This window comes from Rhodovulum sp. (genome assembly GCF_011048875.1).
Lineage (GTDB): Bacteria > Pseudomonadota > Alphaproteobacteria > Rhodobacterales > Rhodobacteraceae > Rhodovulum > Rhodovulum tesquicola.
On sequence record NZ_DSDD01000445.1, the window covers coordinates 1 to 3827 of the forward strand.

Genomic DNA, 3827 nt, shown 5'->3' on the forward strand with positions numbered 1-3827 from the left:
CATCGCCTCGCTGTCGTAAAGGGTCTCCTCGGCCATCGGGTCGCTCAAGGCATACCAGTTCTGCGGGAAATAGACCCGCAGCATCACCTCCAGCGGCATCGGTGGCCGGCCACCCTTCGGCCCGACCTTGGGATAATGCGGCGCGATCAACGCCAGCAGCCGACACCAGGGCACCACCGCGGCCAGCTCCGCCAGGAACTGCTCGCGCCGCGTGACCTTCTTCTTCATCGCGTCGCGCAGGCCGGGAAAGGCGGGCTGTTTCGGCATCGGCAGGGCTCCTTGCAGGGATGCCCAAGTCTACCAGATCAGGCAGAAGTCGGGAGGTTTTTCAGACGTTCCTTAACTTTCGCATCCATGCGCGCCCTCGCTCGACAACTCAATTTATTTCGTGAACTTAAAGGGCTTTCCGGGCGTTTTCACTCAGCGCTCGTCCCCTCACTCCACGACCCCCGCCGTTTCCAGCCCCGCGTGAAAGAGCACGTTCGCCCCGGCGGCGGCCCAGTCAGGGTGATCTCCTCGGCCTCGTTATGGCTCAACCCGTCCACGCAGGGGCACATCACCATGGTGGTGGGGGCCACGCGGTTGATCCAGCAGGCGTCGTGTCCTGCGCCCGAGACGATGTCCATGTGGGAATAGCCCAACCGCTCGGCGGCGTCGCGCACGCGGCCCACCAGCACCGGGTCAAAGGCGGGCGGGTCGAAGAAGCCCACCAGTTCGGACGAGAACTTGACCCCGATATCGGCGCAGAGCCCCGACGCGCGGGCGAGGAACTCAGCCACCATCCCCTCCAGCGTGTCGAGGATGTGGCTGCGGAAATCGACCGTGAAGACGACCTTTTCGGGGATGATGTTGCGGCTGTTAGGATGGACGTCGATGTGCCCCACCGCCCCCACCGCGTTCGGCTGGCGGGCGATGGCGATCTCGTGGACCAACTCGATCAGTCGCGCCATGCCGCGGCCCGCGTTGCGGCGCAGATACATCGGCGTCGACCCCGTATGCTGGCCCTTGCCGGTCACCGTGCATTCGATCCAGCGCAGGCCCTGGCCGTGGGTGACGACGCCGATCTCCTTGCCCTCGGCCTCGAGGATCGGGCCCTGCTCGATATGCAGATCGAAGAAGGCGTGCATCTTGCGCGCGCCCACGGGTTCGTCGCGCTTCCAGCCGATCCGCTCCAGTTCGTCGCCGAAGCGCAGGCCCCTGGCATCGCGCCGATCATAGGCCCAGTCCCGCTCCAGCACGCCGGCGAAGACGCCCGAACCAGCATGGCGGGGGCAAAGTGTGTGCCCTCCTCGTTGGTCCTTTGGAAACGACGATGGGGCGTTTCGTCTTGATGCCGAGATCGTTCAGCGTGCGGATGATCTCGAGCCCCCCAGCACCCCCAGCACGCCGTCATACCTGCCGCCCGTCGGCTGGGTGTCGAGGTGGCTGCCCACATAGACCGGCAGCGCGTCGGGGTCGGTGCCCTCGCGTATCGCGAACATGGTGCTCATCTCGTCCACGCCCATGCTCAGCCCGGCCTCGTCGCACCAGCGCCGGAAAAGCGCGCGGCCCTCGGCATCTGCGTCGGTCAGGGTCTGGCGGTTGTTGCCGCCCGCGATGCCGGGGCCGATCTGTGCCATCTCCATCAGGCTGTCCCAGAGCCTTTGGCCGTTGATCCTCAGGTTCTCTCCGGGGGCTGTCATGGTCACGTCGTCCTCACCTGTTTGCCTGCGGTCATGCCGCCCACGCCCTCTGCGGGGCGTTGTCGCCGGTCACTCTTGCCTCCCCCCGACCCGAGTTCAAGCGGCGCGGGGCGGCGGGTGAAAAATTTTCGCGATTCGGCGCTGCAAGCGGTCAAAGTGCCGTCGTTCCGGGCAAAACGGGACCGATGACAACCGGGGCGGGCAGTCGTGGGAAACGGATCAGGGAGAAAAACAAAGATGAACAACAACACGTTGCTGATGGGAGGGGTGGTTGTGGCCGCGGCCTTTGCTTTCGTGGTGACCGAGAAACGCTCCGGCACGGAGGACGCCGAGATCGAGTCCCGGGTCGCCGCCCTCAACGACCGGATCGGCGAGTTGGAAAGCTCGCTCGCCGAGGTGACGGAGCGCGCCGACGCCCAGGCCGCGGTGATCGCCGAGACCGCCACGCTGGGCAGCCGGCTGGCCGAAACCGTTCAGGGGCTGGGCGAGGTCTCGGGATCGGTCGCGCAGACCGCCGCGGCACCCGCCCCCGCCGAGGCGCCCGAAGCCGCCCCGAAAACGGCCGCCGCAGCGGCGCCGGGCACCGGCGTGGGCGAGACCGCGATCCTTGCCGATGGCGCGGTGCGGGTGTTCCTGTCGCGGGTCGATGCGGCATCGGGCACGGCGCGCATGGCGGTCAACGGGCTTGCCACCACCACGCTGGCCATGGGCGAAAGCGTCGCGGCCGACGGGGCCTGCTCGGTCGCACTGGGCGGGGTCGAGGGCAACCGGGCAAGCCTCGGCTACGCCTGCGGAAGCTGACAGTCAGCCGCCCGCCCGGCCTGTCCGGGCGGGGGCTTGCGGTCGGATCAGTCCAGCGCCTTCAGCCCGGCGGAGAGCTTGCCGAACAGCTCGTCGATCTGCGCGCCGTCGATCATCAGCGGCGGGCTCAGCGCGATGATGTCGCCGGTGGTGCGGATCAAGAGCCCCGCCTCATAGGCGTTCAGGAAGGCGGTGAAGGCGCGTTTCGTTGGCTCGCCCGCGATCGGTTCCAGTTCAACCGCGCCGATCAGGCCCATGTTGCGGATGTCGATAACATGCGGCAGGCCCTTCAGGCTGTGCAGTGCGTCCTCCCAACAGGGGGCGAGGCGCGCGGCGTTCTCGAACAGTCCCTCCTCGCGATAGGTTTCCAGCGTGGCCAGCCCCGCAGCGGACGCGATCGGGTTGCCGGAATAGGTGTAGCCGTGGAAGAGCTCGATCAGGTGCTCGGGCCCCTGCATAAAGGCGTCGTGAATGGCCGCCGTCGTCAGCACCGCGCCCATGGGGATCACCCCGTTGGTCAGGCCCTTGGCCACGGTCATCATGTCGGGCAGCACGCCGAAATGATCCGCGGCAAAGGCCGACCCCAGCCGCCCGAAGCCGGTGATCACCTCGTCGAAGATCAGCAGGATGCCGTGTTTCGTGCAGATCTCGCGCAGCTTTTCCAGATAGCCCCTGGGCGGCATCAGCACGCCAGTGGACCCCGCCATTGGTTCCACGATCACGGCGGCGATGGTTTCCGCCCCGTGCAGCGCCACGATTCGTTCCAGATCGTCGGCGAGATACGCGCCATGCTCGGGCTGACCGCGGGTAAAGGCGTTCTGCGCGGGCAGATGGGTATGCGGCAGGTGGTCGACACCGGCCAGCAGGGTGCCGAACATCTTGCGGTTGTTGACCATGCCGCCGACCGAGATGCCGCCGAAGTTCACCCCGTGATAGCCCCGCTCGCGCCCGATCAGGCGGGTCCGCGCGCCCTCGCCCCGCGCCCGGTGGAAGGCGATGGCGATCTTCAGCGCGGTCTCGACCGACTCGGAGCCCGAGTTGGTGAAGAACACATGCTCCATCCCCTCGGGCGCCATGTCGCGCACGGCGCTGGCCAATTCGAACGCCTTGGGGTGGCCCATCTGGAAGGCCGGCGCATAGTCGAGCTCGGCCGCCTGCTTCCGGATCGCCTCGGTGATCTTCGGCCGGCAATGGCCCGCGTTGCAGCACCACAGCCCGGCTGTGCCGTCCAGCACCTCTCGTCCGTCGGACGTCTTGTAATACATCCCCTCGGCACCCACGAACATCCGCGGGGACTTCTTGAACTGGCGGTTCGCGGTGAACGGCATCCAGAAGGCGGACAGG

3 protein-coding genes and 1 pseudogene are annotated in these 3827 nt (G+C 67.2%); 1 reads left to right on the plus strand and 3 read right to left on the minus strand.

The features are described from left to right. Both ENN83_RS15085 and ENN83_RS15090 read right to left on the minus strand, forming a co-directional pair. On the minus strand, positions 1–267 hold a 267-nt coding region (locus ENN83_RS15085; protein ID WP_287188363.1), incomplete at its 3' end, for a transposase. A 168-nt stretch (positions 268–435) separates the two neighbouring features. After that, positions 436–1682: pseudogene (locus ENN83_RS15090) on the minus strand (Zn-dependent hydrolase). A 237-nt stretch (positions 1683–1919) separates the two neighbouring features. Here ENN83_RS15090 and ENN83_RS15095 point away from each other — a divergent pair. After that, positions 1920–2483 (plus strand): hypothetical protein, encoded by a 564-nt coding sequence (locus ENN83_RS15095; RefSeq protein WP_287188365.1) that lies wholly within the window; start codon positions 1920–1922, stop codon positions 2481–2483. Between the two features lie 47 nt (positions 2484–2530). Here ENN83_RS15095 and ENN83_RS15100 read toward each other — a convergent pair whose 3' ends face one another. Further along, the gene (locus ENN83_RS15100; RefSeq protein ID WP_287188367.1) at positions 2531–3826 is read right to left on the minus strand and encodes an aspartate aminotransferase family protein; all 1296 of its coding nucleotides are present in this window, start codon (positions 3824–3826) and stop codon (positions 2531–2533) included. Position 3827: the final 1 nt, after the last annotated feature.